At 29.7% G+C, this 23441-nt stretch carries 13 protein-coding genes; 5 read left to right on the top strand and 8 right to left on the bottom strand.

Annotated features, from left to right (window positions below; translation table 11 throughout):
• Nucleotides 1-153 precede the first annotated feature (153 nt).
• Complete coding sequence (locus V9L05_RS18275) at nucleotides 154-3834, top strand: hypothetical protein (RefSeq protein ID WP_338813296.1); 3681 nt, start codon at nucleotides 154-156, stop codon at nucleotides 3832-3834.
• Nucleotides 3835-3856: 22 nt separating this feature from the next.
• Here V9L05_RS18275 and V9L05_RS18270 read toward each other — a convergent pair whose 3' ends face one another.
• From V9L05_RS18270 to V9L05_RS18240, 7 genes are all read right to left on the bottom strand, one after another.
• Entirely contained in the window at nucleotides 3857-4930 is a 1074-nt protein-coding gene (locus V9L05_RS18270) for a reverse transcriptase family protein (RefSeq protein ID WP_338813295.1), read from the bottom strand.
• A gap of 192 nt (nucleotides 4931-5122) precedes the next feature.
• Nucleotides 5123-5437, bottom strand: a complete 315-nt coding sequence (locus tag V9L05_RS18265; RefSeq protein WP_338813293.1) for a hypothetical protein — start codon at nucleotides 5435-5437, stop codon at nucleotides 5123-5125.
• A complete protein-coding gene (locus V9L05_RS18260; protein ID WP_338813291.1) occupies nucleotides 5434-6366 on the bottom strand; it encodes a hypothetical protein in 933 nt (310 codons plus the stop codon). The genes V9L05_RS18265 and V9L05_RS18260 overlap by 4 nt, the downstream gene beginning before the upstream one ends.
• A 140-nt stretch (nucleotides 6367-6506) precedes the next feature.
• Entirely contained in the window at nucleotides 6507-6764 is a 258-nt protein-coding gene (locus V9L05_RS18255; protein ID WP_338813290.1) for a hypothetical protein, read from the bottom strand.
• 51 nt (nucleotides 6765-6815) lie between these two features.
• Nucleotides 6816-7037, bottom strand: a complete 222-nt coding sequence (locus V9L05_RS18250) for a hypothetical protein (protein WP_338813288.1) — start codon at nucleotides 7035-7037, stop codon at nucleotides 6816-6818.
• 143 nt (nucleotides 7038-7180) lie between these two features.
• On the bottom strand, nucleotides 7181-10972 hold the full coding sequence (locus V9L05_RS18245; protein WP_338813286.1) for an ATP-binding protein: 3792 nt from the start codon (nucleotides 10970-10972) through the stop codon (nucleotides 7181-7183).
• A gap of 405 nt (nucleotides 10973-11377) precedes the next feature.
• The gene (locus tag V9L05_RS18240; protein WP_338813285.1) at nucleotides 11378-15622 is read right to left on the bottom strand and encodes a hypothetical protein; all 4245 of its coding nucleotides are present in this window, start codon (nucleotides 15620-15622) and stop codon (nucleotides 11378-11380) included.
• A gap of 147 nt (nucleotides 15623-15769) precedes the next feature.
• On the opposite strand from V9L05_RS18240, the gene V9L05_RS18235 reads away from it, so the two are divergent.
• The 4 genes from V9L05_RS18235 (at nucleotide 15770) to V9L05_RS18220 (ending at nucleotide 20335) form a co-directional block, all read left to right on the top strand.
• Nucleotides 15770-16828: a hypothetical protein gene (locus tag V9L05_RS18235; protein ID WP_338813284.1), complete on the top strand. Its 1059-nt coding sequence runs from the start codon at nucleotides 15770-15772 to the stop codon at nucleotides 16826-16828.
• A 52-nt stretch (nucleotides 16829-16880) separates the two neighbouring features.
• Complete coding sequence (locus V9L05_RS18230; protein ID WP_338813283.1) at nucleotides 16881-17078, top strand: OmpA family protein; 198 nt, start codon at nucleotides 16881-16883, stop codon at nucleotides 17076-17078.
• Nucleotides 17079-17289: 211 nt separating this feature from the next.
• A complete protein-coding gene (locus V9L05_RS18225; RefSeq protein WP_338813282.1) occupies nucleotides 17290-17823 on the top strand; it encodes a hypothetical protein in 534 nt (177 codons plus the stop codon).
• A gap of 10 nt (nucleotides 17824-17833) precedes the next feature.
• Nucleotides 17834-20335 carry an ATP-binding protein gene (locus tag V9L05_RS18220; protein WP_338813281.1) on the top strand — a complete coding sequence of 834 codons (2502 nt, stop codon included), beginning with the start codon at nucleotides 17834-17836 and terminating at the stop codon, nucleotides 20333-20335.
• 108 nt (nucleotides 20336-20443) lie between these two features.
• On the opposite strand, the gene V9L05_RS18215 is transcribed toward V9L05_RS18220, so the two are convergent.
• Nucleotides 20444-23437, bottom strand: a complete 2994-nt coding sequence (locus V9L05_RS18215) for a DEAD/DEAH box helicase family protein (protein ID WP_338813280.1) — start codon at nucleotides 23435-23437, stop codon at nucleotides 20444-20446.
• Nucleotides 23438-23441 lie beyond the last annotated feature (4 nt).

Raw genomic sequence — 23441 nt, 5'->3', positions numbered from 1 at the left:
TTTTTTAAATAAAATTTGTACTTTGCTAGTGAATGTTTTTCATCTCAATATTGAATAGTAAAGTTGCTAAAAAATATAAGAAGATTTCAACTTCTAAAAGTTTTACTAAAACAGATTTAATAAAATATTCTTCGACATTAAAAAGGATAAAAAATGAGTGTATCTATTAACGGAGTAAAAGGCTATGAGTATCAATATAAAGTGACTCTCTTAATTGCTTTACTTCACCATAGTGAATTAAAACTTGTAAAATTATTTGTAGAGAACGAGGGTAGAGAAGATGCTTCACTAATTATTAAGTCTGAAAATGAAACAATAATTTTTGAAATACAAGTAAAAAGAGAAAGTAATAGTATAACTATGTCTAAATTAACTAATTGGCTTTCTCATTTTAAAGAAAGAAGTGCTGATAATAATCTTCTCAACAAGTTAATAACAAAAAAGAACATTTGTGCATTATTTGTCACTCATTCTAGATGTTCTGATGATGTGGTCAAACTAAAAGCAAATTTCCCTTCTTTTAGTAAAAATAGCATTTCAATTACTAAAGATTGGAAAAAATCTTTTAGTCTAGAATTGAAAAGTCAGAATTGGAAGCCAACGAAATTAAATAGAAAGCGTGAATCTTTTTGCTTGGCTCAAGCTAATAATATTGAACAAGAAAATAAATCTTTTTTGGAAGAAGCTCTAAGTAAATGCCTAATATGGGAAGAGCTATCAGATGAAAAAGTAGATAGTTACATACTAGGTTTATTAAATACTAAATATCATATTGCTCAATCCAATACAGAAAATGTGTATTTATCTTTATTAGAAATAATAAAAATAGGTAGAGATAACTCTAAAGATGTTTTTGAGAAGATACATGAAAAAATTCAAAAAAATAAGATAGGCAGACCACTTATTGGCATCAACTATAAAGAAAGAAAAGAAGAAAAAATACTTTTAGATTCTTTATTAGAAAAAAAAGTGTTGTTATTAACAGGCATCTCTCAGTGTGGCAAAACCGAACTAGCTCGCAAAATTGCAACTTATTTTTTTGATAAAGGATTTAGTTTTCAACATACTGATAATATAGAAGATGTTAAACGATTTTTTTCAATAGATAATGTTTCAGATAACAAGATAGCAATACTAGAAGATCCTTTTGGACATGTAGAAGTTGTTAGTGAAAGTGAAAAGTATAAGAGAAAATTAGAAGAATTAATAAAAGGATTGAGTAACCATCATAAGTTAATAGTTACTAGCCGAACAGAAATTATATTGGAGGTGTTTAATGAGAGTGAGATTAAAAATTGTAAGATTGACACACATAGTTGGCAAGATGTAACAATTACAGATAGTTCCTATATAGATAATTTTTGGAAATATTATGCTGGAGTTAAATCTATAAGTAAGGAGGTAACACGAACAATTTCTAAAGGACTTACAAATACTCAAAATAATCACTTGCTACAAATTGGTCAATTAGTTTATCTAGCTAGTGAAAGAGATTCTCTATATTCAACATCAAGTTATGACAGTCTTGAACACATTGCGAGAAAAAATTCCAAAGAAATAGCAATGGCTCTTAAAACAACAAAAGAGGAATTTGCACAAGTACTATCTATATTGTCTATATGTTCTAACACAATTCACTCAGTATCATTTGCTGATTTAGCTTATATTTTCTCAAAGAATGAGAAACACTTATCATTTGTAACGTATGATCAATTTGGTCAATTACAAGAATACTCTGAATATCCCAAGTATCCTCAATTAGATTTAAAACCTGATGATGATATTTTAGCTGCTATTGAATATTTTGAAGAGAGGCAATTTATAACTATTGAAAATAAAAAAGTGCTATTCAAACACCCAAATTACTATGAAGCAGGAAGATATTTGTTCTTTTCTAAAAGCGAAAGTAAGCAAGAAAGACAACTAAAAATATTAAAGAAATGTGTATCTTCTTTAAACCCAACAGCTTCTAGAATAGCATCAAAAAACTATTCCTTTATTTACAGCAAAATCAAATCTAATCTACAACAACAACTATTAAAGACAGCTTTTGAAAGTCTGTATTCTATTTTTCCTGCTGTGGTAGATAATTCCTTAATGTTTATCATAGACAATAATCAAAAATTAAATGATTCACAGAATGAAAGACTTCAAACTACAATAAGGAAAGAATCTAATAGAAATTCAAAAATAAGTTGGGAGAATCAGACTATCCCCTTTCATGCAAAAATAGGTACTGTATCTTTCTTTCAACCTAAGATTGATGGGCAAGCTGCTCAGAAAGCAAAAGATATTTTAAATATAGACAAACTGCCTAGCATGTATGACGCTTGGATGTACGTTTTGAAATCAAAACGTAATGCTGTTCCAGAAAAGCATTTTAGAATATTATTACATTATTCAGAAACTTTTTTCAGAACCAAATTAGTCTATTCTATTATACAGCAACACCCTAAAATAGCTCTTGATTTATTTAAAGATGAGAATCCAACTGTTATATTTCATATTATACGAGCCAGTTTAATTAATTGGATAAAATTAGAGCCAAAAATTAAATCTAAAATAAAAAAACTAGTTAGTTTATCGCTTACAAAAGAGCATATAGCTATAAGAAGTTTCAATTTTCTATTCACACTTGCCACTGAACATAATTACGAGTCGATGGACTGGGATGAAGTAGTAGAAGAAGAAAAAAAAGAAATTTGGCAGGTATGGTCAGAATGGTTTATTATAATATCTAATAGCTTGCCTCTTAGTATATTTGGAAATCTTAATACAGCAAGATTTGGGAACTCAATGAATGTAGCTTTCAACTATTTAGATATAAAACAAGGGGTAAAAGTAATAAATATTTGGTATGACAATATCATGTGGCGTTTAAAAAATGGATATGTACTGGATTCGTGGGAACTTGGAATAGCTGATAATCTTATGCAGCTTACAAAAAAAGATTGGAAAAGTAGAAAAAGTATATTTCCAAAATTAATAAGTAGTAAGAATACAAGCTTTCTGCTTTCAAATTTGCGATGGATACTATCTTACTGGGAGGATTTAGACACCTCTGAAAAGGATAAAATATTGGCTTTAATTAAAGAAGAAAGAATAGATAGTAGATGGATAAAAAGTTTAGCACTAACATGTTATACACCTCCTAAAGAAATTGTAAACACTATATTGGGAGATGAAAATATATTTGAGACTGATATTGAAATATTCTTATCTAAATTTTCAGATAGGTTACTAAGAGATTGTCTAATTACTTATTGTGGTTTCTCAAATATAATCTCATATTTAGGAATAGGTCATCAGAATAGAAAGTTTTGGAATGAGGTAATCCTCTATATAATACAGCATAGACATGTTGTTGCCTTTGATATCTGTTTACAATATTTTGTTAATGGTGGTGTTAATGGTTTTTCATCCTTTGATTTTAATTATGAAAAGGTATATAAAATTTGGAAAACAGTTTGTAAATCTTCTGTTGATAATAGGGATTTGGCAATGTCATTAATTAATAATACTACAGACTGCACTTGTGTTATTTCCACTACTGCCAACTTATGGGATATTTTGATTTATAGTTATAAAGAGGTAGATAAGTCTAATGAATTAATTAAAATTCTACAAGAAAATTTACAGTTTATGTGCTTTAATAACCCTGATGACACTATATTAGTAATAATGCGATTTGATGAAATACTAAATAAAAATAAAGAAGAAGATAGTCAAATTTTCTTTTCAAGGTGGGTTAGTGAAGAAAGACTAGAAAAAAGATTAAAAAAGACATGGCACCTGTTTGACTCTGAAGTGCAAGACTGGGGTGATGAAGTATAGGTACTCTTTAAAAAGTGTAAGGCTAACCTTCTACTGAATATTCCTTCTCTATCTCATACAAATGATCCTTGTATCCAATAAACTCTTCATCTTTTGGATTGATGGTTAGTACATAATTTACTCTTCCTAATAAATGCTTGAGATATTTGTAGGAGTCTATTTGAGTTTCATCTCTTTGATTTCTGCGTTGTACGTGTTCTTGTAAGCCAAATTTTTTGACATAGAACATTTCATTTCTAATATCATTTCGTTTTTTTCTGGGAACTTGTGCCTTTTGGTTAACTACAATTCCTGTAACTATTTGTTGGGTTTGATTAGTTTGTACTTTGGTTTTAGCAGGGTTTATTTTCAGGCTTACTTTATTTACCTCACTATCTATAAAAAGTAATAACTTTTCATACTCAAAACGAGCATCATTTGAAGAGAATGTTAAATCATCAGCATATCTAGTATATGCGAGATTATTAATTTTGCAATATTCTCCAACTTTATTATCAAAATCAGAAAGAAAAATATTAGATAAATACGGACTAGTTGGAGAGCCTTGAGGAAGCCTGTTATATAAGCAACATATTTTTGCAAATAAATTAGATAATAAATTAGAATAACCTAAGTTTTTGAATATTGCTTCTACGCTTTCAAGACGTATAGAATCAAAAAAATTCTCTAAATCAATAGATATAACAAGTTTCTTTTTAGAGTGAATTTTTACATTTTGTAGAATACTAACACCTCGTAAATATGCAGTAGCATATACACTAACTTGAACATTTTCAAGGATGTTTTTTAATATCCAAAATTGAATTTCTTTTAAGCTAGGTAAAGGCTCGTGGATTATACGACCTGCACCATTTTTTTTAGGAATACTAAATCGTCTATAAAAATAAGGAATTGAAGAGCTGTGACGACTTACTCTTTTTAGATAACTTTTGCGATAACCTACAAGTCCAGAAAAATGAGTTGTATTATAAATAACAGGCACTTGATTAGCAAATAACTTTTCTGAATAGGAAAGGCATCTACTTATATCAGTTTCTGAGTAATTATTTTCCTTTGCTTTTTCTACAAAAATCTTTTTGTATTCTTCAAAATTCATTACTAGTAAATATCTTTAATTGGGTGTAAAGAATAAAACCTCACACCCAAATTAGGAATAAAGCAGTTATCAAGATTTCTTCACCCCAAGTGAAAAGAAATCTTGATAACTGCTTCAGCTTGAAATAATATTCACTTACGCAATGATGACTCATCATTTCGCCAACCGAAGTTGGAATATCTTTCAAATAAGCTAAAAGAATAACTCTCTTTGTGAAGGTAAATATACAAAATCTATATCTATTTTATCTATTTGACTAGCAATTTCTGGCTCTATCCATTTATTAATTCCTTTTCTACCTTGTTTATCGATTATTTCCTTAATATTATTCTCACCTTGAGAAGTAATAAAAATCTTATCATCTTTTTCAATGGCATTACCTTTTTCTACCTCATTTAAGAGCAGTTCTAGTATTTGTGTATAAGAATAACCAAGCTCTAAAAGAGGATTTAGATCTCCATTGAATTTAATTATTTTTAAGATTATAATTTGTATATCGTTGTTCATTTTTTTAAGTATAATGAATATCTAGGAAAAGGAGCTGGTTTTTCATTAGTTTCCCACCAGTATACAGGGAAAGTATTATTTGGAGGACGATGTGCCAAAACGATTAATGACTCAGTTTTTTTATATCCCATAGCATAACTATTAGGAACTTTCAATGCAAGTTCCATATCTTTCATTAATTCAAGTTTTATATCTAAATTTTCCCCTTCATATTTGTCACTTATTCCTTTTTTTAAAACTATATCAGCAAAGGTTACTATACCTATTTCATCTTGAATAAATTTTAAACCTTGTTCTTGAGCAGCAATACAAACTATTTTGATATTTTTGTCCAGTATCTTTTTATTATTTGCTATTGCATTTTTTGGGTCTTGAAAATAACTAATTATCTCTCTACAAGTTTTAATTGCTGTGTCTCCAGAGCCTATAAAATCATCTATTAGAAGTAAGAAATCTTTAGTATTATCAAACTTGCTCATAATTACTTTAAAGTTATCTTCAATCTCTAATGAAACCTTATCACTAATAAATGAACAATCAAATCTCTTTAAGGCTCCATGTAAATACTCAGAGCTTTTAGAACCTGAACGTATTTCATAGTATTTATCTCCAACTTTTGCAAAGGGACTAATTAAAGGATAAATGTAAATATTACTGGCATCTGATACATCTACCTTTTCTAGAAAATTCATTATTGAGTAACAAATCAGCTCTTCAAACTCTTTAGCATCTATAATGCGTATGTCCTCCGAAAGCTCTAGAAAAAAATCTATTTGTTGTTTTTGTTTTAGAGTAGCAATCCTTGTACAAAATCTATCAAAACGTGTTGGCTTTTTATAATCAGAACTTTCTTTTGTCGCCCAATTCTTTGAATTAAAGAGTTTCTTTACTCTAAACAAGCTACTTATATCTTCTAGTCGTTCATACATTTTTAAATACGCTGTTAATTAAAGTATTAAAAACAAATCAATAGTACAGACTTGTACTCTTTTGAAAATTAATATTTACTTCCCCATAGCCTTCTCCAAAAGCCCCTGCGTAAATTCCAACTGCTTTTTCAAAAACTCATTTACTTATAAATTATAACAACAGTCGTATTAGGCTCATCTACATCAAACTCTTCATAATCCATTTCGTAATGCCCTATCGGTGCGTTTGATATGATAGTAGTTTCTTTTATTATATCGTAAAATTTATCATCTAAAAAAATGGTTGTGTTGCCATGAATAACAAACTCTAAGACAGGAATACTGATAGATTTTTGATAACCAAAACAAGCAGTTGTAATTGCTAGTACAATAATGAAAGTGATAAGGTATTTTTTCATTGGGTGTAAATTAGTGAGGTTTGTTAGTCAGAAAGAAACTAAATATACCAATTATTTTTTCAAAAAATCATAAAGAACCAAAGTTTCATTCTGCGTAAATTCCTTATGAACAGCCACAATGTCTTGAAGTTCTTTATTAAACTCAATAGAGCTTTTACCTTCTAGTTTCGTGAGAATACGGACTTGTAACTCAAGACTAGTTCTTAACAGAGTTTGATTCATTTTTAATAATTCAACAATGAGTTGGTTTGCGTCTACTTCTTTTTCAGGCATAGGTGGATTAAATAATAATGTGTCTATATAGTAAACTAACAAGTAACGAATTTGTGAAGTGCTACGCAAATTATTTTTTGATGTAAAAAAACACTAACTTTTTTTGGGTTGGTGGTTTTGGTATAAATTAGTTGATTTTTTCTCTAGTTTCTCTCACTAATTGCGTACTCTTGTAACCTCATAAATTCAATACTAGGTTTTTCACTTGATACTTCATAGACTCTAGCAATAAGAAATGTATTTGCTTTTTCCATTAAGTCTAATTCGTTTCCGTGTAAGGAAATATTTTGATTAGTCTTACTGTTATTTGTTGTTTTGCTACGTATAAAAGTATTTTTATTTGACTCCATAACTTTAAAATCGTGATTGAATGTAGTATCTTCATTGATATTTCTCCAAATGACTTCTACATCAGCACCTACTTTGAATCCTTCTTTGGTTTCTTCTAATACACTTTGATTGTATTTTTCTGAATATATTTCTTTTAGCTTTTTGAATACTTCTAATTCTCCCTTCTTTTTCAAGTCTTCTTCTGAAATTTTTGATGTAGATCTTGTAGGAAGATTTTCAAATTCAGGTGTTGATGGATTTAAAATCTCATCAGGAATCAATGAAGTATCAAATCCTTGCTCTTTAAGGTATTCAAGTCCTTCATTGAAGGATTCAATCAGTAATACCATCAAAATACGTTCTGTATATCGAATACCTAAAAATGTAACCAATAGTTCTACTAAGCTATCTAAGACTCTAGAACTACTCCATCTTCCAACATAGTAAAATATATCACCTTCTGCCCAAGAGCTGCGTTTTTGAATATCACCTTCATCTCCATAGGACAAAGAAATTGCGGTGGTTTCAAAAAAACGAATAGTTGAAAGTTTTTGAGTTATTGCTTCATACTCGCTCTTCCATTCTTTACGATTTTTTGATTTCACTACAGACACCAATGTAATTAAAGGTGAAATATGTTGTAGTTTCTTTTTGAGGTCTGTTAATTCAACTTTACTATTAGAAATAATAGGAATAACCTTATCAATAATTTTAACACCTAAAAGACTCAAAAAATCGATAGTTTTAGTATCTTCTGTTTGTGGATAAACTAACTTATCACTTTTAAATCCTTTGATAGAAACTAATTGCAGTTCGTGAGGTGGATAGAAATTACCATCTCTAGCAAGTATTTTATTTGATTTACTCCATTCTTTTATCTCCTCTTGATCATCACTATGTAAGCTCATTGAGGCTAGAGTATCATAAATTAATTTTATACGGTCTTGATTTTCTGCTTTATCAGCTTTTGTATCTTTCCAAATTTTAGAAAGAATTTGTAAGTAATCATCTAGCTCTAATTTATCTTTAATTTTTAGATATTGCTGCCAATCAGAAGGAACTGTTACTTCAGAGGTAAATACAGGCAAGTACTTACCTGCCAAAATTGAAATATTTGGTATTGAATTACTATAAACTTTTGACGCTCGTAAACAAGTCTTCTGGTTTGTTGGGATACAATTATAGTCTTCAATAAACCACTCAGAATAACTTGGTAAAGCATTTCCTGTTCTTGCTCCAGAAGAACCTTCAAACCCCCAAAAACCTCTTGCTTGTATATTAATTTGGTTTGGCGAATATTTACTAAAAACTTTTTTCCAAAAGATAGCAGCAAAGGTGTAATTTTGAGTAAGCTCAATGAACGTAATTTTTGTAAGTTTATACTCATAAAAACGCCAATTTGGATAACCCTTAGGGTTTTCATAATCATAAAAATAATTAATTGCAAACTGGTGTACATGAACTAGATCCTCTTTATTACTTTTAAGATTAACAATTGAGATATCTTCATTTACTTTAATTTTAATGAAAAACGTTTTCCACTCACTTTTCAAATCTCTGCCTTCAAAGTAATCTTCTGAAACATAAAAATCATGTTGGTAGTCATTCTCTAGCTTTAATTCAGGATCATAAAAATCAGATAGGTACGCACTACTAGCAGGAATTAATGTTTTTTTCTTTGTCAATAATTTTAGACTCTGCAATTTATCATAATGCCATTGCTTTAATAACCCTTTTTTATGAGCATTAAATATATACTTAACTACTTTAAGACTATTTTTTTCAGTTACAAAATCATCTTGTGCAATGATTGTATTTTCTATAAAACTCAAGTCTGAAGGCTCTTTAACACCTAATTGCTCAATCCACTTCTTAATATTTGCATCAGCATTGATTTGAGAAACAACACTTTCGTGGATGATACTCATGTCTGCCGAAAACTCACTTGAAAACTCAACAGCAGGAAAATAAATATGGACAGGCTTTCTTAGCTCCTCCTTTTCATCAAAAATAAAATTAGTTTGTTCTAGTGTTTTATTCCAAATATTATCTCTGTCAGTTCCATGACTATTTTGGACTTTCTCATATAGGAAAGAAATTAACTTAAAGTTCTCACTTACTTTGTGTTCTTCTTTAAAAATTGATGAATTAAAAAAGTCTGTCAAATCATCTATACTAAACATTTCAACGCCTAACTTACTTAAAACGGAAATTGGCTCAAGATAAGGTACAAAAGAAGATATAGAAAAACTTGTGTTTTTCCTATGATTAAGATAATTGACAACTGTTTGAGGATTAATACACTCCGAAATATCAGTTTTGTCTAATACAGCTTCTTTTACTTTTAATAAATCTCCATTTATATTTGGAATAAAGGCTGTACTTTGGAGAGCAGTACTAAAACCTTTGTTAAAACTTTGTTCTAATAATGAACTACCAAGCTGATGTGGTAAAATCGTTAGAACCTGTTTTTTATATTTACTATTTTTATGAGCAAGTGTAGCCACCCAAGAAAGAAATTTAATTGGAATTTGCTCAAAAAGCCATTGATTCCAAAATGTGTCTTGATGTAAATGTTCCCTTCCTGCATCTGTTAAAAAACTTGCATTTACCAAAAAAGGTAAGTCGTAATTTATAGACGTTGGTAAGTAAGTAAATATTAACCTGTTTGCTTTATCAATACTTTTTAATGTGCCGTTTTCAATTTGTAGTGCAAAAGAAATTTCTGTTTTTTGTGCTTCTTTTAGTTTTTTTGGTGATTTATCATCGCTGTTTATTTTAACTCGCACATCTTTTGGTATTGAAAACTGTTCAGTTTTAATCAACCAATCACTAAGTTTTTTTCCATTTAGTTTTAAGGTAGTAACCTCTCCTATTATATCTTTTTCAAGTATAGTTTTTTTATCAGTATTGATAGAAATCATAACCTTCTTGCTACGTAAGAATAATGCGATCTGACTTTGTGAAAATAAATCATTTAAAGCATTTTTTAATAATTCTATGTTGGTGTAACGTATAATTGTCGATACGCTATATTCTTGAAAAATAGATAGGTTTTGTAGCTCTTTTGGTAAATCTGCCCAAAGTGGAATGATTTGCCAAGGCATTTTTAGATTTGTATCTTTCTTTTTGAATTTTCTTTCTTCTTGCCATTCGCTGTGAACACTCCAAGACTTATTCCAGTGGTTATCCCAGTGTTGTTTATCAAATTTAAAACAAAACTCTCCACTTTTAATCATCACAAAATTTGAGTGAGAAAAAACAGACTTAAAACCAATTCCTTTGAATCCAGTCTTATTGTTGTCTTCTGATTTTGTTCCATCTCCAGCACTTGATATACTTTCGATATCAATTTCTGAGAATGGTTCTCCTTTATGAGATACAATAATGTAGTCATCGATAAAATCTATATTAATATCAAGTTCACCACTTGCACTACTCGCATCATCAGCATTTTGCAAAAGTTCATAAACGAATCTTTTCTCATCAGTATAAATGTCTTTTGATAATAAGTCAAGAGAATTAGCTTGACTAATAGCCTGCTCTGGAGTCAAATAATTTGTATTACTCTGAGAGAGTTTTTCTATAAATAGTTGAGCTTTCATTTTTTTAGGGTGTTTTCGTCAAAATATCACATGATTTATCAAGTATATCTATGTTTTTTGCCAATAAAGAAGAAAAATATTATTCATAAACTTCTCCTTTCTCCTTAATGTCAAAAAACACCAAAATATGACACGATTTGCGTAAAAAAAGTTAATTAATTTTTAAGTGATTGACTTTTAGTGAGTTGTAAAATTAAGTTTTTGATATTTTTGTTAAAAATTATTAATAATAAAACAATCTATTATATTTATATAATTAAACAAACAATACATTTGGATTCCCATAAACATGCATTGCTGCCCATCCTGTGGGAGTATAAAAACCATAGTGTTCATTGTACCCATTCTGTGAAACATGAACATTTGCATTATATAAAGACTTTATAATGTTTAAGTGTAAACATTTTATCCTGTTATGACTTTTTGAAAAACTTGATAATTTCTCTCAAATGAGTTTTCTTCAAAAAACTCTTCTCTTGCTTCGTCTGTCTGAAATCGCACATTTCTTTCACCCCAAATGACTTGAACAAGCTTCATTTTATGCTTTTTAGTAAATTTATCTATCAAATCTTTGCGTATATAGGTAAAATTATGAGTATCTTTTTTATCAGAATAATGTATATTTTTAGATGCTAATACTCCAGCCTTATCCAATAAATCAAATGACTGTGCTTGACCAACTAATTCTAAATGTTCAGCTAATTCTTTTGATACCAAATTAGTATGACCTGCTTTATTCAAAATAGAGTGATGATTCTCCCAATTATATTGCATTACAGGCATTAGTACTTCAAAATCTACAGTTTCATCAAACTCTATTCTCATCTCCTCAGGATATTCGTTATGAATTTGAAGTGTATCACCTTCAAGATTAAATGATGGTTTAGGATAATACCCTTCTTCACCTCTCTTAATAATTTTTTCACTTGTTTTTATAGTAAAACTTAATGTCGTACTATTACTTACCACATTCCCAAAGAGATACATTTCTCCAGCATAAGTATAGTAGTTTTCTATAACCTCAGGCAACCAACGCCCTCCAAGATATTGCTTACTTAATTTATCAACAAATTCATTATAATCTTTATTTTTCACTAGAAAACTTCTAGTAAAGCTAAATATCTCTCTTTCTGAAGAGTTATCTCGCTGACTAATATGCCCATCCAAACATACCCATTCGTTATTATTTACGTCTTTAAATTGAAGAGATTTTTCTATATTGACTGGAATTGTTGTTTGTGCATACCATTCTTTTAGTGGCATTTCTCTGTCTTCTAAGAAGTCATCTTTAATAAAATTTTCAGACTTGCTAGTTTCTGGAAAACTCGGATCTATATCTGCGTATGGAAATCTAGCATCTTGTTCATCTTTTTCTAACAAATTCAAATCATCTCGTAAACCAGCATTTTCAAAATAAGCAATCCAAGAGTATTTTTTACCATATCTCTCAGTCTTTGTTTCACTACTTTCTTCATAATAACCTTCATCCTCTATTTCTCCATCTACTTCCCCAAATTCTTTTTCAGTCCAACCCAAATTATAAATTCGCCAATATGCTTGCCTTCTTACTTTTTGCTTCTCAGGTGGATCTGAATAAGAATGTCCACCTTTTACAATGCTCCCTAAGGTGTAATTGTTAAAATCCATTTGTATAGGGCTTGAGCTATGAAAGCCTATTTTATCATATTCTACTTCACCAAGCTCTCTAATACCACCAAATGTATAAGGAGGTCTTATGTTTTTAATCTCACACTCTTTTAATAAATTAGGGTAATAAATTAAACAAACCTCAATTATCTGTCTAGCATAATCCCTAGCAAGTATATGTGTCATAGAGTAAGAAGCTGTCTCTGAAAAAACATGGTCATAAATACTTTTACCAATAGATGGTAAATAATCCTTATGGTTCATATATAAAGAGGTGTGTTCTGCCATAGCAACACCATATAATGAAGCAAGAGTTCTTTCCCAAATATAAGGGTCGTTAATTTTTAAAGAGTAAAGTACTAAATCGCTAAATTTTTGTGGATATTTTCTTCCATAATAATATAAAGCTCTAGTAGCTTTATCTCGTAAGGGTCTGTTTGTACTTGATAAACACCACATTACTAGATAAGATCTAAGATGTTGCTTCTGCTCAGTAATTTGATTATTAACTGATTTACATTCTTCTTCAAACTTTTGTATAATCTCATCGATATAAAATATCTCTTTTCTTACGTATTCAGTCCAAGTTAAATCTCTTGTACTTATCGTCATTTTATAAAGCAAATCCGAAAGAAAATTGATGTTTAGAGGGTGATCAATAGAATCTACTGTCTGTAAAAATAAAGCAAAAAAAACCTTTTTGTTATTATCATCTTTATTAAACAAATCCTCTACAGTTGTTTTGTCGATATCTTTGATTTTATCAGCTGGAAGTTTAAATAAAGATATAATTGATTGGCTAAAACAGTACTTAAACTTTATATTTTTTCTTTTGCCTATTAGTTCATGGAATGAGCTATTCTGTTCTTTTCTAAGAAGAATAGCTAAAGAAGGAACAATATCATCAAAAAAGGCATGTCTCTGAGCTTCTAACTCTATTTTATTAACAAAATCAGGAGTTATGAAATAATCTAACTTTTGTTCATTCACTAATTTTTTAGCAATAAGATACCCAGCCATGGTATCATAAGTAAAGCCTATACTTTCTTCTTTTATTCTGTTATCTTGATTTACGAGCAATCCTTCATTAATGAGTACCTCAGCTCTAGAAGTATTCTTATCATAAGGCTGCCCATTATCTACAATATCATAAAAATCATCTATAGGCACTCCTCTCATGTCGTTCTCCCATAAATAAGTTGCTATTTTGAGAAGGCTTTTCACTATGAAGTCTTCATTACGTCTAAAAAAAGTATGACTTTGGATTACCCTACTATTGACCTGTTTTAGATATTTGTCAAAAATATCGAATCTTGATTCTTCTTCAATATTGACATCCAGCCATTTATCTACTTGTCTTTTTGGATTTTTTATCTCACAAAATATTTTTAAAAATATAGGGTCGCTAAATTTTTCTAGAGTAGAATTAGATATGTCAGACTTTATTTTGTATTTGAGAAAGTAGTTTTCTACAGCCTTTTTTATTGTAACATCATTACTAAACCCATTTATACGAATAAAATTTTCTTGAGATGCTTCCCAAATCCTTTCTTTATAAGATGTTCTACAAGTAGTGATAAGAAATAAATTGTTGTAACTTTTTATCTTCACTATAAACGAGTTAAGGTCTTTTTCCCAAATATCTGAAAAATGACTATTATTTCTAGTTTCATTTAAACCATCAATTATAATCGGAACTTTTTTCTTTATGATTCCTCCATAAACATTGATGGCTGATAAGAAATCTTCAAATGTAAATTGTGTGTTGATATCAAGTATATCTCTTATTGCTTCAGATATTAAGTTTTTATTAGAAAATTTGTCTCCAGTAATAAAAACAGCAGGTTCATTATTGTTAATTTTACTGTATGCTATATCACAAGATAGATGTGTTTTTCCTTTACCTGCGTCTGCTATAAAATGAATAAAATGATTCTTCTTATTCCCACTAAAATAGTTGTAAAAAAAACGTTCATAACTTCTAATGAAATCTGATAAAAGAGAATGAATATTAATTGTTTCTTGATATATATATTTATCCTTAAACACAGAATAATCAACTGTTTTTAGGTAATCAACCATATTTTTTATCAAAACCTCCAAGCTTAATTGATCTAGTTCTTTCTCTTTGTAGTTGATAATAGAGTTTTTTATAATTTCAATTTTTTCTAGTGCAATTAAAATATATTTATTAAAGTTAAGGCATGTATAACCATAATTAGAGCGAAGTTGATTTTCCTTATCACTAATCATTACTTCATTCATGAACAGATATATAGAATTTTCTATTTCGTCTTGTCTTCGAATCAATTCTTTTTGAAAATCACTCAGTACTTCAAGGTACGATATATTGAATAATGAAAGGTCTATTATTGATTTTGTATATTTATCTATTGTATGTAAATCCGTATCATACTTATCTTTTACTTTTTCAAAATTCTCATAAAATTTTTTCTTGAACCAATCTTGGTTTAAATTAAGATTTCCAAAGAAGAAGTTTCTAATGCCTGTATTTTGAGGTTTTTGTAAAAATAATAGTAATTCTGCCTTTCCCCAAGGTTCTAATTTTACTTTTTGTTCTTGTGGGATGCTCTTAGGTAGCTCATCTTTAAACCAATCCATCTCACCATCTCGAATGTCTCCTTTTTTAGAAACATTCTTATGTGTCAGGTCTGTTTTTAGACAGAGTATCCATTTTGTAAGATTAGGATAATTTCTACAAGCAGTTTCTAGCGAGTCACTAATCTGTTTTTTTCGACTACTAGTATTCAACCTTCCATTATCTCCAAAATATTTACACTGCCATCCCCAAACTTCTCCATTTTCTAATTCTAAATAAAACTCTACTCCACCATCTCCCCCACTTCCATCAATGGCACTTAATGATCCTAAGTGTCCATACTCTTGAGCTGCAATCTGATAACATAATTGCTCAAAGCAATTTGCTGTTTTTCCTTCATAAGGTAATAGTTTGTCAAAATCTATATCTTGTATGGTAACCATATAATATTAAGAGTATGTTTATGCAAATAGTATCTCTAATTTAAATAAAAAATATGAATTTAGCAGTCTGATTATTTACAAGCTCTTTTTTTTAGAAAACATTTCTATCTACTATGCGTAACTTAATCTAACATCAAACTAATTTTTATGAAAAAATACTGTTATTCTTGTATTAGAGAGCTTCTTCCAAAAGAAGAGGTTGATATTGAAATGCAAAAAGAAAAAAAGCATGATCATGGAGAGCATATTATTCCAAATGGTATAGGAGGTAAATTAGTTTCTACAGGTATTTTATGTAATTATTGTGGAGGTAAGTACGGTATTGGTATAGATAAAGCATTAAATGAATGTTGCGAGTCTTTTGTATATCTATCTAATACAGATAGAGATAGAAAAGATGCTAGACCTCTTAAAGTAGAGTATAAAGATGGAAGCATAGATAGGGTAGATATTGATGGAAATCGAACGAAAGTCCTGAAGGGAGCTCCAGCTATACCACTAAATGCTGATGGACTGCCTGATTTCTCCATAGAAGTAAAAAGTAAACAAGAAAGAGAAGCTATGCAAGGTCGCATAAAAAAAGACTTTCCTGATATTAATATAAAATCAACTCCTCAGCTAATATATGATTCATCTACTGGAAAAATAGGATATCCTTGGTGTGAAGATGCTTATAAAGGTGTAGCTAAAATAGCAGTAGGCTTTTTTATGTCTAAAGGAGGTTGTAGAACAGATATACAAGGTTTTATCCCTTATTTGGACAAACCTGTGGATTACGAATTTAGACCTGTAGCTCTTTACTATCCTAGTAGCTTGAATACTGATAGTTTAGGCATAAGTCATACTATTATCTTGCAAAGCGATAGAAAAAATAAAACTCTGTTTTGTTACATAAAGCTGTTTAATACTCTAGGCTTTTTAGTTTGCCTTAATGATGGGGGTTATGAAGGTAAAGATATAAATGAGTGTTATAACTATAATTTATTAGATAGAAAAGAAGAGGCATTATCTCTTTGTTTTGATAATGAAGAAGCACAATCTTTTCTTAGAGATATTGCATTTGACTATTGCAATGGGAATAATTATTTATTTAGAGATGATATGAAACAAAAATTTGAAGAAGAGCTAAAGAAGTTTGAAAAAATAATTGATGAGAAAAAACCTAACCCAAAGTTAGATTCAGAATTTAGAGAGTTAGATTGGTAAATTTTAAGATAATACCTTTTCATAAAGTATACAGAGAGTTTAAGCTACCATAATGTACAATACAAATTTATGCAGCACTATTGATTCAGAAGGTAGGGCAGATTTAAACTTAGAGCTTTCAGTACGTCGTTCGGATTATATTAAAACACTACTTGTAAATCAAGGTGTTGCTTCAGAAAGAATTATTAGTGAAGGACAAGGACAAAAGTTTTTGATTGTTCCTTTTTCTAAAATTCTTTTATTCAAATAAACCCATCAAAAAAATATCAATACCTACCATAACGACTCATTCCACCACCAAAATATTGATTTTTAAGATAATTATTTTTTCTTTTGAAAATTCTGAAAAATTAAGTACTATTACAGACAAAAAAATTTCTTTTTATAGGTTTCATTTGAAAATTTTAGTAAATGAAAATAATAATAAGATATTTAAAACACTAAAAACATAAGCGATAAATATGGAACAAGTACAGATAATTGCAGAAGAACTAAGTGCTAAAGAACTATTTGAGTATTTAGTAGCACAAGGGGAAATTACAGATGTTGAATATGAGTTACAACCAAAGCCAAAAGGAACATTAATAGCAGATGCTATCTTGCTTGCATTAATTGGAGGTGGTATTAGTGTAATAACAGCTATAATAGTTGCGTTATTTGGTATATGGAAAAAGAAAATAGAAACAGAGGGTAAAATTAAAATAGCTAAAATAGAAACAGAGGGTAAAATTAAAATAGCTAAAATAGAAACAGAGGGTAAAATTAAAATAGCTAAAATAGAAATAGAAGCTAAAATTGAAATAGCTAGAAATGAAATAGAAGCTAAAATTGAAATAGCTAGAAATGAAATAGAAGCTAAAATTGAAAGTGCTAATGTTACTCTTAAACCAAAATCTGGACAAGAGATAGTAATTCCATATGGAACACCACCTGATAAAATTGATGAGTTGATAGCTAAAGTAAAAAAAATGGATTACATTGCCTTAACATCCTAAATAATATTTCATGCAAGATAAAATTAAAATTCTTATAGTAACATCAGATCCAGTAAATCTTTCTGATAGTAAAATAAGGACAGAAAAATTTTTAAGTGCTATTCAAAATGGTCTATCTAGGGCTGAAAAAAGCAGTTTATTTGAGATTGAAACAGCTATGGCATCAAGTTTTAGCAATTTTGCAGAAGCTGTAGAAAAATTTAAACCTGATATTTTACATCTTGTAGGACATGGTAGTAAACTATCCTTTGTTTTTGAAGAAGACAAGGAAGAAGCAGAAAATATATCTTATAAAAATCTTACAAAATTTTTACATCAGTACTATCTAAATATTAAGATTGTGATTCTTTCTGCTTGTGATTCTCTTGATTTTGCACAAAAGATAACTGAGAAAATAGATTATGCAATTGGCTTTAATGGCTTCCTGAAAATTGAAGATGCCATTTTATATACTGAGAAAATGTATTTTTATTTAGCTTCAGAAAATACAGTTATACAATCGTCACAAAAAACAGAATCATTTTTGAAGACCAAAGGGATCGCTCATATACAAGAACTTGTACAACGAAATGGTGCAGACCCCTATTCAATTTATAGTACTTCTAAAGCTATAAAACATACCAAGTACTGTCTAGCTTCTCTTCCTACTCAAGATATATTCGAAGGCAGAGAAAAAGAATTACAAAAACTTAATGAAAATCTTTTTGAAAACCATCATACACACGTTGTGAGTGTAAAAGGAATTGGTGGTGTAGGTAAATCAGCTTTAGTTAGAGAATATTTCATTCGTAAGCACACAGACTTTGATTTCGCTATATTTCTTGAAGGACAAATAGATATCTTTAGCACACTACAACATTACGCTTTATTAGATAATCTTGAATTGACTAAAAAAATTGATAGTATTCCAAAAAATAAAGACCAAAATAAAAACATACTAGAGCTTATAGAAAACACACTATTGAACCTACAAACAGATGATAAAAAAGAACAAGCTACAAAATTATTGGTAATTGATGATGTTCCTACAAACGATACTCAAATTCTTAATAGATTAGTTAAAGGAGGGTGGCTAGTTATCACTACAAGTCGTGAAAACATACGAAACACCTCAACATATGAACTATTTGAGCTTACACCAGAAGATGCTCAACATATCTTTGCACGTTATTACTCTGACAAAGAAGTTATACAATCATCCTCAGAAGATACCGAGATTATTGAAAAAATTGTTAGTAGATTGAACTATCATGTATTGGCAATAGAACTAGTAGCCAAAAATACAAATTATTTAGGATGGGATTTAGAAAAACTCAATCAAATTTTAGCAGATAAAGGATTAGATATTTCACCTTATGCTGATATAGAAATACAGCACAACAAACAAAAAAATATAGAGCATCTTTTTTCTTATTTATTAGAGATTTTTCCTTTAGATGGATTGGATAAAGATGAAATTTATTTACTGCAACAATATAGCGTGATTCCTGATGAGATAATTGACAGTTTACTATGGGAAAGTTTATTGGGCGAAACAAGTGATTATTGGCAACATATTTCTCAAAAACTGCATAAAAAAGGATGGTTAAATATGGCTAGTACTAGTAAAGAAAATGGTTTTCGTTTACATGCGTTATTGGCTGAGATTGTACGAAATAAGGCTTCTGCTGATATTAACACTATGATTAATGTTACAATCATGATAGAAGGTTTACATAAAGTAATCTCTAAGACTAATAGTTATCTTCATCAATCAAAGGAAGTGTACCAAATATATCTACCCATAGTAAAGAAGTTGAAAACCATTCTGGGAGATACAGTTATTTTATCAGACAATAGTGTGCATAAGATTATTGATATTTATAGAGATATTGGTTGGTTACTAAAAAACCGTGAGTATCATAAGTTAAGTCTTGAATATCTAGATCTAGCACTAGGAATGTCAGAACAAATAGGAGAGGTAAAAGTAGCAGAGGTAAAGGCTGCATTATGTGATGCCTTTAGAGTATATTATAAAAAGCAACCTTTGAAAAATGAGCAGGATAAATTAAACGCATTAAAATATGCAGAAGAAGCTTATGAATATTTTAAAAAAGAGAGTATAATACATAACATGCATAATGTTGGTGTTACCTTGTCTATGTGCATTGTAGATTTTGATAAATCTAGAATAAATTATGCTGAAAAAATATTAGTAGAAGCAATAGAAGATGCTAAAATTAAATCTAAATGGGAGCTAGTTGCCCAAGGTATAGCAAATATGGGATATCTACTATACTACAAAGGGAAACCTACTGTTTTAGTGATTGAAAAGTATGAAGAAGCATTAAAGATTTATGATTTGAACAAAAATAAAACTAAAGATATTCATAAAATTGACTTAAAAACTGTAGAAGGATGGCATCTCTCTCTAAAAAAACTATATGGAGACCTAGATAATATGAGTAAATCTAATTATCATAAAAACGAGGCAGAGAAAATTGAACAGGGTCTTGAAAAGGGAGATAGTTAAAGACTATTATTTTAGGATACTATTTCCCTAATCAAAGCTTAGATACCTCTATCTTTTATTATGGAAGATAGAGCTTGAGTTATTGTAAATCTGTATAGGTTTTGAAACTTACTCATTCATCTTCCTATATATTTTCTTCATCATCAATTCTTTGACTAAATCCCCAAACATTTTATCTTCAAGTATTTTCTCGAAAATATCTTGGTTCTGATCCATTCTTCCAATGAGTTTATTCATAAACATATCTTCAAAAGCATATTTAAACGTATCAAGTTTATTGGCTTTTGCTTGCGTTTGTAATTTTTCATCTTCCATTAACTCAGCTTCTATTTGATCAAAGAACAATTTATCTGCATCTTCAAATTCAGTTGCAAAACGTTCATTCAAAACAGAAACAATTTCAGATAATAGAGCTTCTTCGCCTTTTGTTCGCTTTAAGCCAGCTTCTGTTACCCCACTTAGTTCACCTTCTTCGCCTTTTAAAAGGTCTATCGAACCTTCCTTTATTTTTTCTAAACGATAATATTCCAATGCAACCTCATCTGATAATTGAAGAGTTTCTGATAAATCTCTTTTCGGTAATCGTATTTGCAACAGTTTAGCAAAAGCATAAAATTTTTCAGCATCAGCATCTACAAATGGCATTATCTGAGCTAAAAACGAATATAAGTTCGTCCAAGAACGTATAGATTTTTTAAACTCATCTTGCTTCTCTTCCTCTAGACCTTTAAATCGTTCTACAGATGGATCAGTAAATGAATAAAGATACCTTTGATTTTTAGCATTGTTCAAATTAGTGTTTGGGTGAAAATAGATATTTGCAAAATCATCAATTTCTTCTTGCCAATAGACTTGAAAATCATCTAACCTTGCTTTTAAATCATATAAATGATTGATATCTGTTTCATCTGTTACTGTTGTTATTTCGTAATAAGGTTGAAATGATTGGAAGATGGTTTCTCTATCATTTGTAAAGTCTAATACAAAAGTATCTTCCTTACCTTTACACATTCTATTTAATCTAGAAAGTGTTTGAACGGCTTTTACACCAGATAATTGTTTATCAACATACATTGTATGTAGCAATGGCTGATCAAAGCCTGTTTGATATTTATCAGCTACAATTAATATTTTATATTCCTCTTTTTCAAACATTTGAGGCAACTCGTTTTCCCTAAATCCATTTAATTCAGATTCAAGAACTCCCTCAGGATAATTATCATCCTTTAACTTCCCTGAAAAAGCTACTATTACCTTTAATTCATTTTGATAGCCTTTTACCTTTATGTATTTATTAAACTCCTCAAAATATCTTTTGGCGTGTAATCTAGAACCACAAACAACCATTGCTTTAGCTTTTCCACCAATCTTTTTAGAAACAATAGACCTAAAATGTTCTATAATAATTTCTGTTTTTTGAGCTAAATTATGAGGGTGCAAAGACACATATTTACCAATAGCTTTGGCAGCTTTTTTCTTATTGAATCGTGGATCGTCTTCTATAGCTTTGGTTAGCTTAAAGTACAGTTCATAGGTTGTGTAATTCTTTAATACATCCAAAATAAACCCCTCTTCTATAGCTTGACGCATAGAGTACAAGTGAAAAGGTTTTGGATTGCCTTCCTCGTCTTTAGCTCCAAAAACTTGCAATGTTTTATACTTTGGCGTAGCAGTAAAAGCAAAAAATGAAATATTTGCTTGCCTTCCTCTTGACAAAGCTGACTTCTCAATACAGCTATTTACTATATCTTGACCTAAAATATCTTCATCAGATTCTAAATAAGCTTCTTGTGTAGCATCATTATCAACTACCCCTAAAACTTCTTTCATTTTTTTACTGGCTTCTCCTCCTTGTGAACTATGCGCCTCGTCAATAACAACAGCATATTTACGGTCTGGAACTTCTCCAACTTTATCAATCACATAAGGAAACTTTTGAAGTGTAGTAATGATAATATTTGTGCCATTACTAATTGCATCTGCCAACTGTGTGCTATCTTTATCAATTTTTTGAACAACACCTTGTTTGTGTTCAAATTGATAAATAGTATTTTGTAACTGTTGATCTAAAACTTTTCGATCGGTAACTACAATCACAGAATCAAAAATACGCTCATTAGACGCATTATGTAAGCTAGTTAAACCATAAGCTAACCAAGCAATAGAATTACTTTTGCCTGAGCCTGCTGAATGTTGCACCAAATAATTTTTACCTGCACCATTCTCTAAAGTATCTTTGGTTACTTTACGAACAACATCTAACTGATGGTAACGAGGGAAAATCATTTTTTCTATTCTATATACCTTACCATCATTGATAACTTCTTCTGTTTGGAGATGGATAAACTGTTGTAGAATTTGTAGCCAACTATCTTTTTGTAGAATGTAATTCCATAGATAAGATGTGCGATAATCTCCATTCTCATTAATTGGATTACCTTTTCCGTGTCCATTTCCTTTATTGAAAGGCAGCCAATAGGTTTTTGAACCCTCCAATTTAGTAGCCATATAAACTTCATCAGAATCTACTGAGAAATGCACTAAAGTCCTCTTTTTGAAAGAAAATAAAATTTCTTTTGGATCTCGTGTATCTTTATACTGGTTTTTGGCGTGATTTACATTCTGACCTGTAAACTGATTTTTGAGTTCTAAAGTTGCCACAGGTAAGCCATTTAAACCCAAGACAATATCAACTGAATTTCTATTTCTCTTACTATAATAAACTTGGCGATATACTTTTAAGCTATTCGTATTATATATTTCAACTGCATCTGGATTTAAGCCCGAAGCAGGTTTAAAAAATGCCATTTGAAAACGTACACCATAATCAACAAATCCTTTTCTCAAAACATCTAGGCAACCTCTTAAATCTAATTCTTTATATAAGCGTTGCAATACTCTATTTTCTGTATCTTTTCCGTGGATGGCAGATATTTTCTCCCACTTTTTAGGCTGTGAGCGTTGCAAAAAAGCTAATATCTCATCTCTAAAAAAGCCTAGCTCTTGACTGTAAGTAGTGGAGTCGCCAACAGTATAACCTCCGTTTTGTACTAAGGCTTGCTCTATGGCTGTTTCGAAAGTATTTTCTGTTGTGATGCTCATAATT

It is taken from the genome of Bernardetia sp. Wsw4-3y2, from assembly GCF_037126295.1.
Lineage (GTDB): Bacteria > Bacteroidota > Bacteroidia > Cytophagales > Bernardetiaceae > Bernardetia.
The sequence above is the reverse complement of the archived record's forward strand: the minus strand, read 5'-3'. Positions and strand labels throughout refer to the sequence as shown.

Excerpts from the sequence above, each read along its gene's own strand:
- V9L05_RS18275 (WP_338813296.1), top strand. The coding sequence starts at position 154 with ATGAGTGTATCTATTAACGGAGTAAAAGGCTATGAGTATCAATATAAA.
- V9L05_RS18270 (WP_338813295.1), bottom strand. The coding sequence starts at position 4,930 with ATGAATTTTGAAGAATACAAAAAGATTTTTGTAGAAAAAGCAAAGGAA.
- V9L05_RS18265 (WP_338813293.1), bottom strand. The coding sequence starts at position 5,437 with ATGAACAACGATATACAAATTATAATCTTAAAAATAATTAAATTCAAT.
- V9L05_RS18260 (WP_338813291.1), bottom strand. The coding sequence starts at position 6,366 with ATGTATGAACGACTAGAAGATATAAGTAGCTTGTTTAGAGTAAAGAAA.
- V9L05_RS18255 (WP_338813290.1), bottom strand. The coding sequence starts at position 6,764 with ATGAAAAAATACCTTATCACTTTCATTATTGTACTAGCAATTACAACT.
- V9L05_RS18250 (WP_338813288.1), bottom strand. The coding sequence starts at position 7,037 with ATGCCTGAAAAAGAAGTAGACGCAAACCAACTCATTGTTGAATTATTA.
- V9L05_RS18245 (WP_338813286.1), bottom strand. The coding sequence starts at position 10,972 with ATGAAAGCTCAACTATTTATAGAAAAACTCTCTCAGAGTAATACAAAT.
- V9L05_RS18240 (WP_338813285.1), bottom strand. The coding sequence starts at position 15,622 with ATGGTTACCATACAAGATATAGATTTTGACAAACTATTACCTTATGAA.
- V9L05_RS18235 (WP_338813284.1), top strand. The coding sequence starts at position 15,770 with ATGAAAAAATACTGTTATTCTTGTATTAGAGAGCTTCTTCCAAAAGAA.
- V9L05_RS18230 (WP_338813283.1), top strand. The coding sequence starts at position 16,881 with ATGTACAATACAAATTTATGCAGCACTATTGATTCAGAAGGTAGGGCA.
- V9L05_RS18225 (WP_338813282.1), top strand. The coding sequence starts at position 17,290 with ATGGAACAAGTACAGATAATTGCAGAAGAACTAAGTGCTAAAGAACTA.
- V9L05_RS18220 (WP_338813281.1), top strand. The coding sequence starts at position 17,834 with ATGCAAGATAAAATTAAAATTCTTATAGTAACATCAGATCCAGTAAAT.
- V9L05_RS18215 (WP_338813280.1), bottom strand. The coding sequence starts at position 23,437 with ATGAGCATCACAACAGAAAATACTTTCGAAACAGCCATAGAGCAAGCC.